The following is a 7,021-nucleotide window of genomic DNA, read 5'->3' on the forward strand; positions in this document are numbered from 1 at the left end:
CCTGCGGTTCGTTCACGAGGTCCACCCTTTCAATAATGCTCTTGATGGCTCCACGATTCCAGCGTCCATCAACGCCGCGACCCGCCGCGAACAAGATGGGGAACAATTTCCCGGCGAGCAGTCGTGGGGAGGAAGCACCACCAGAAGAGGCCCCCGGACGGTTCGGGGTGCTCGCTCAATGGGACGCGCCCGACCGGGGACCTTGCCGCGCGGCGCCGCGCTTGCGTCGAACCTAGCGCCCGACCCACCTTCAGGTCCACCTCTTTCGGATCAAACTCGAAACATCGCTCGCTTATGCTGTGCGAATGCGCCCAGAGGACGATCACGCAGACGCGCGGCCCGAGAAGCGCTGGCGCCGCAAGTGGCCCTGGGTGCTCTTCGGCAGCCTGACCGTTGCGCTGATAGCGCTCGCCGCCGGGGCGGCAGTCGTCGGACTCATCTTCATGTCTGATGTGAACGATGCGCGAAGGTCGCTTAACGAAGCCAAGTACGAGCTCTCGACGCTCAGCACGCAGCTCGCCACCGGCGACGACGCAGCGATTGCGGCGACCGCAGACAGGATCACGACAGACGTCGCGGATGCCGCCGCCATAGTGGAGGGCCCGCTCTGGCATATCGCCGCACGAGTCCCGTTCGTGGGCCAGAACGTCGACGCGGTGCAGCGTGTGACGCGGGCGGTCGACATCCTTGTGAAGCAGGCGCTTCCTCCGGGGACGCAGGTCATGGCGGCGATCGATTTCGACAAGATCACCGTTGAGGGTGGCGGCATCAATCTCGAGCCGTTCCGCCAGGCTCAGGGCGCAATCCCTGAGATCTCGGCCGCGTTCACCGCGGCCGAGGCCGAGGTCGCGCCGATCGACCGCACCGAGCTGCTGCCCGAAGTGGTCGAGCCGATCGACGACATCCTCTCGATCATTCAGCAGGCCGCTCCCACTCTCGACGTCATGAACCGGTACATGCCCACGCTTCTCGACATGGCGGGCTCAAATGGCACCAAGACCTACCTGGTGATCTTCCAGAACAACGCCGAGATCCGCGCGACCGGCGGCAATCCCGCGGCGAGCATGATCCTCACGATGACGGATGGCGCACTCGGGTACGCCGGCCAAGCGAGCTCCCAGACCTTCTACGACGCCGGTGCCGCAGGCAATGTCTACACCGCCATCCCCGAAGAGACGACGAACCTGTACCTGTCGGGGTTCACCCGCTATTCGCAGGACTACACGATGAGTCCCGACTTTCCGACGACCGCCCAGCTGTTCCAAGACGTATGGGCCGCCACCTCGGGTGCGCATTTCGACGGAGTCATCTCGATCGACCCGACGGTGCTCTCGCACATGCTCGCCGTCGCCGGCCCGTCCACGCTGAGCAACGGCGAGCAGGTGACCGCCGAGAATGCGGTCAAGCTCGTGCTCAGCGACGCCTACGAGCGCTACCCGAACGGGGCCGAGTCCGACGCCTTCTTCGCCGACGTTTCCAAGAGCGTGTTCAACCACCTCACCTCGGCCCAGTGGGATCCGATGGCAATGCTCGCCGCGCTCGAGCAGTCCGCCAAAGAGCAGCGGGTGTACCTCGCTTTCGTCGATCCCGCGGCGCAGGCTCTCTCGACCGAACTCGGCGTCGACGGCGCACTGCCACCAGACCTGGCCACACAGACTCAGGTCGGCATGTACCTGAACGATTCGTCTGTGAGCAAGCTGGAGTATCACCTCACCTCGACGATCACGGCCACCTGCGACGCCGGCGCGCGCACGCTGACGACGACGATGACTCTTCACAACGGGATCACCGACGACATCCAGAGTCCGTACACGCTGGGCTACCGCAACGGCGGCTACGGCATCCCGCGCACGACGATGATGCTCGACGTGCTCACCTTCGCCCCGCCCGGGGCGAGCATCGTGAGCACTGTTCCGGCGGTCGGTGAGGTGTCAGCCTGGGAGCGCACCGGTACGGAGAAGGGCAGCACCGCAGTCAGCAAGACGGTGTTCGTCGCGAAGGACGAGACCGTCACCGTCGCGTCCACGGTGGCCTTTCCCGAAGGCCAGCTCGGCCCGCTCTACTTGCGGCACACGCCCACCGCGCACGACACTCCGGTCACGATTTACCCGTTGTGCGACGCGCTCTTCGGCTCGACCAAGGGCTGAGCTCCCGCCGGGCTCACACCGCGTGTCACCAGCTCGAAACAGGCGCTTCACCTCGCACGCGGATCGCGACTCTAGAATCGTGAAGCAACCACCGCTTCGCGTGATCCCTGCCCTCCCTCACCACGCCAGGTTCATGATCGAGATCTTCGCCGTCTGCACCGGCAACGTGTGCCGGTCCCCGCTTGCGGAGCTGCTGCTGCGAGCGCGCTTGGCCGACTACCCGGTGTCGGTCGAGAGCGCCGGCACGCGGGGGCGTCCGCCGGCGATGACGCCCGACGCGAAGCGCCTCGTCGATATGCACGGCGCGCTGGCGGGCGATGCCGACGAGCACCGGGCTCGCTATCTCACCGAGCGGATGCTGAAGGCGCCTGACCTCATCCTCGGCATGGCCCGTGAGCACCGCCGTGCGATCGTCGAACTCGTTCCCTCGAAGGTTCAGGTGACGTTCACCCTGCGTGAGTTCGAGCGCCTGGCGCAGGCGGCCCAGACGAGTGACCTCGAGGCGGCCGCGCAGGGGTCTGATGCGGGCACTCGACTGCGCGGCATTCTGCGTCATCTGTCGAGTCTGCGCGGTCGCGTGATCCCCCCGCACGATGCCGCTGACGACGACGTGATCGACCCGTTCGGGCGGTCATGGAACACTTACCAGCTCTCGGCGAGCCAGCTGGTTCCCGCGGTCGATGTGGTCGCCCGCATCGTCGAACTCGCCCGGCCCGGGCACTGATCGCAGTCCCGGAGTCCACCTCCCGGCCGGGCATTCGAAACCGCCCGAAATACGGTCATGGCACGATGGGGGCAGACAATGGTGTTTGATGCCCATGCCGCACCCTCGAAAGGCCCCCATGGAACTCAGCGATTACATTCGAGTGCTTCGAAAGAGCTGGCTAATCATCGTAGCCGCCGCCCTCGTCGGCGTGGCGGCAGCGGCGGCGTACTCGCTGACCCGCACCCCGCTATACTCCGCAGAGAGCCAGGTGTTCGTCTCCACGCAGGGCGGCGGCACGATCGGCGAACTGCAGCAGGGTTCGACCTTCACCCAGGCGCGCGTGACCACGTATACGAACCTCGTCACGACGCCCATCGTGATGGCTCCGGCGATCGAAGAGCTCAACCTCGACATGACGCCGAGCGAACTGGCCGAGCAGGTCACGGCATCCAGCGCGCTCAACACCACGATCATCGCGATCCAAGTGACGGATGCCGACCCTGTGCTGGCCGCCGACATCGCCAACGCACTGAGCCGGAGTCTCACCAAGACCGTCGAGCAGATCGAGATGCCCACGGGCAGCGACGTCAGCCCGGTGCGCCTCACCTCGGTGAAAGACGCCCAGACCGGCACCGCGCCGGTCAGCCCGAACGTGCCGCTGAACCTCGCGCTCGGCGCGCTCATCGGCCTCGCGCTCGGCATCGGCATCTCCGTGCTGCGCGAGGTGCTCGACACCCGCGTGCGTACGCAGCGCGACATCGCCTCGGTCACCGACCGCCCGCTCATCGGTGCGATTCCGTTCGACCCGCGCGCGAAGGATCGCGCGCTCATCGTGCACGACGACCCCCTCAGCCCGCGCAGCGAGGCGTTTCGGGCGCTGCGCACGAACCTGCAGTTCCTCGACATGGACGGCGGCCACAGCTTCGTCATCACGAGCAGCCTGCCCGCCGAGGGCAAGTCGACGACGGCGCTCAACCTGTCGCTCGCCCTCGCGGATGCCGGCAAGAACGTGGCACTGCTCGACACGGACCTGCGTAAGCCCAAAGTGGCCGAGTACCTCGGCATCGAGGGCGGCGCCGGCCTCACCGACGTTCTCATCGGCCGCGCGAAGATCGAAGACGTGATGCAGGCGTGGGGCGACAGCAGCATGTACGTCATGCCCGCGGGGCGCATCCCCCCGAACCCGAGCGAGTTGCTCGGGTCGCACCAGATGCAGATTCTGCTCGGCGACCTCGAGAAGGCCTTCGACATCGTCATCTGCGATGCCCCGCCGCTGCTCCTTGTGACGGATGCCGCAATCCTGGCGAAGCAGACCAGCGGCGCGATCGTGATCGTCTCGACCGGCCGCACGACGACGCACCAGCTGCACGGCACGATCGAGGCACTCGACACCGTCGGCGCACGCGTAGCCGGTGTCGTCATGACGATGACCCCCACCAAGGGACCCGACTCGTATGGCTACGGCTACGGGTATGGCTCCGGCTACGGCTACGGCTACATGCAGAAACCCGACGCGAAGCGCGCGCGGGGCCGCAAGGCCCGCCGGGCCCAGCACGAGGCGGCCACGGTCGCGGCGCGTGCCTCGGCCTCGATGGCGAACACGCGCTCCGACGCTCTGGGCCGCACCCGCTCGACCTCGCCCGAGCCGCAGCACACTCCCACCGAGTAGGTCTCGACCGGTGAGATCCGGCGCGACACGCACCACCCCGCTCCATTCCCGCTCCATCCTGGATCCGGACACCCACTGGAGGGCACCTTGTCGTCAAAGTCGAGGTCGTCGAAGTCGCGCGCGCGGCGGCTCCTCGAACCCGCCCTGGGCGATCACCCTGGTCGCGATTCTCGCGATCGGGGCGGTCGCGTTGACGGTCGCCGCGGTCACCCACGCCCGCCCCGACTCTCTGCTCTCGGCCTCCCCTCACCCGACCGCCGGGCCCACCCATCCGCTCGCCCAGCCCACCCATCCGACTGCCGCGCCCACCCAGCCGGTCGCCGAGCCTGTCGAGGCGCCGCCCCTTGCCCCGACACTCCCGCTCGTCCCCCGCCCCCAGGAGCGGTTCCTCATGGTCGACGGCGTCGGCACCCTCTGGCGCGCGGTCGCCGGCTCGTGCCCGACGGGCGAGCCACCGCTGGTCGAGCGATCGAGTGACGGCGGCGGCACCTGGAGCGACGTGACCCCGCGGTACCTGGGCATCACCCAGGTCGCCGGGCTGCTGCCGTTCGAGCCCGGCGAGGCCGAGTTGATCGCGGCGATCGGCCCGGAGTGCGCGGTGCAGGGCCTGCGCACCTATACGCAGGGCCAGTTCTGGGATCCTTACCCCGAGGCACTCGACGGCGCAAGCTATGTGGAGCCGACCAGCGACGCCGTCCTGGTGAGCGCGGCCGGTGCGCCCCCCGCCCCGTGCGGCGGCCCCAGCTCGCTCTCTGTCGACGGCACGACGGCCGCTTTGGTGTGCGGCACCAAGCCGTTCGCGTGGTCGGCCGATTTAGGACCGGAGTGGGTCGAGGTGCCGGCGACCCCCACCCGCGCCGCGCATGTCGCTGGCGGCATGCTGACGCTGGCACGGGCAAGCGTCGACTGCGAGGGCACCGCCGTCAGCACCACTGCGGTGGCCGACCCGAGCGCCTTGCAGACCACCTGCCTGGCCGGGGTCGACCCTGCCGCCCCGGCGGTTCTCGCAGCAGACCCGCGCGGGGGCGTCGTTCTCTGGGCGGGCGAAACGCTGACCCGCGTCGGGTGAGTGGCGCCGCTCAACGGTTACAAACGGCGACCCTCCGTTCACACAGCCGTCACACATCTGTGCAAGGGTGAACGCAAGGGAGCCGAGATCCCCCGATGCTCCAACGGTGTGAGCCGAGGGTTCACACGAGGAGGATGTCCATTGACGGCCGGAGCGATTTCTCGCCCTGCGGTCTCGGCAAAGACGACGAGCTCTCGCACCTTCGACTGGCGTCGGCAGTATGCCGGACTGGTCGCAATCTCTGATCTGATCGTGCTCGTCTGGGCGGTATTCGGCACCCAGCTGGTGTGGTTCGGTCTGGGCAGTGCAGAACTGTCGATCCGTGAAGACTCGCGTCTGAGCACCATCAGCTATTGGGTCTTCTCCGCGGGACTGGTCGTGGTGTGGATGCTGCTCCTGGCGACCTTCGACACCCGCGGCTACCGCGTGATCGGCGCCGGCACCACCGAGTACAAGCGCATCGTCGGACTCAGCACGCGCCTGTTCGGCGGCATCGCGATTCTCGCGTTCCTCTTTCGCGTCGATGTCGCGCGCGGCTATCTGCTGATCGCCTTCCCGCTCGGGTTGGCCGTGCTGTGCCTCAGCCGCTGGCTGTGGCGCCAGTGGCTCATCACCAAGCGGGCGAACGGCGAGTGGGTCGCCCGGGTGCTGCTGGTCGGCTCTGAACAGTCGGTCGCCACGATCGCCCGCGAGCTGGGCCGCAACTCGAGCGCCGGCTATCACGTGGTCGGTGCGTGTGTGCCCTCGGGTCGCGTCGCCGACACGATCGACGGCACCGAGATTCCGATCATGGGCAGCATCGACGCCGTCGAGCAGGCCATGAGGGCGTGCGGTGCCGACACGGTGGCGGTCACCAGCACCGACGATCTGCCCGCCGACAAGGTCAAGCAGATCAGCTGGGGCCTGCAGCCAGGCCGAGAGCATCTCGTACTGGCGCCGAGCATCGTCGACATCGCCGGCCCGCGCCTGATGACCCGGCCCGTCGCGGGTCTGCCGTTGATTCACGTCGAGACTCCACGGTTCACCCTCGGTCAGGGCATCGTGAAGCGCACCGTCGACCTCGTGCTCACCGGCATCGGTATCGCCCTGCTCTCACCGATTCTGCTGCTGGTCGCGCTGATGGTGCGCCTCGACTCCCCCGGGCCGATTCTGTTCCGCCAGACGCGCGTCGGTCTGGGTGGTGAGACGTTCACCATGCTCAAGTTCCGCTCGATGGTGATCGACGCCGAAGAACGCCTGCAGGCGCTGCGCGATCAAGCTCGGGATGCCGGCAACGACGTCTTGTTCAAGCTGAAAGACGACCCGCGTATCACCCGCGTGGGCAGCTTCATCCGTCGCTTCAGCCTCGACGAGCTGCCTCAGCTGTTCAACGTCTTCGGCGGCAGCATGTCGCTCGTCGGCCCTCGCCCGCCGCTCGTGCAAGAGGTGGA

Annotated in this window: 5 protein-coding genes; all 5 read left to right on the forward strand. The window is 67.5% G+C overall.

The features are described 5' to 3' along the window. The first annotated feature begins 305 nt into the window (after window positions 1-305). Entirely contained in the window at window positions 306-2,147 is a 1,842-nt protein-coding gene (locus QZV81_RS06005; RefSeq protein WP_292834272.1) for a DUF4012 domain-containing protein, read from the forward strand. A gap of 133 nt (window positions 2,148-2,280) precedes the next feature. Further along, window positions 2,281-2,871, forward strand: coding sequence for a low molecular weight phosphatase family protein (locus QZV81_RS06010; RefSeq protein ID WP_292834275.1), 591 nt, complete (start codon window positions 2,281-2,283; stop codon window positions 2,869-2,871). A gap of 118 nt (window positions 2,872-2,989) precedes the next feature. Beyond that, complete coding sequence (locus QZV81_RS06015) at window positions 2,990-4,522, forward strand: polysaccharide biosynthesis tyrosine autokinase (protein WP_292834278.1); 1,533 nt, start codon at window positions 2,990-2,992, stop codon at window positions 4,520-4,522. Window positions 4,523-4,712: 190 nt separating this feature from the next. After that, window positions 4,713-5,591, forward strand: coding sequence for a hypothetical protein (locus QZV81_RS06020; protein ID WP_292834281.1), 879 nt, complete (start codon window positions 4,713-4,715; stop codon window positions 5,589-5,591). A gap of 141 nt (window positions 5,592-5,732) precedes the next feature. Further along, window positions 5,733-7,021, forward strand: a 1,289-nt coding sequence (locus QZV81_RS06025; RefSeq protein ID WP_292834284.1) for a sugar transferase, incomplete at its 3' end; no start/stop codon positions are given.

The organism is Microbacterium sp. (assembly GCF_011620665.1).
GTDB lineage: Bacteria > Actinomycetota > Actinomycetes > Actinomycetales > Microbacteriaceae > Microbacterium.

Excerpts from the sequence above, each read along its gene's own strand:
- QZV81_RS06010 (WP_292834275.1), top strand. The coding sequence starts at position 2,281 with ATGATCGAGATCTTCGCCGTCTGCACCGGCAACGTGTGCCGGTCCCCG.
- QZV81_RS06005 (WP_292834272.1), top strand. The coding sequence starts at position 306 with ATGCGCCCAGAGGACGATCACGCAGACGCGCGGCCCGAGAAGCGCTGG.
- QZV81_RS06015 (WP_292834278.1), top strand. The coding sequence starts at position 2,990 with ATGGAACTCAGCGATTACATTCGAGTGCTTCGAAAGAGCTGGCTAATC.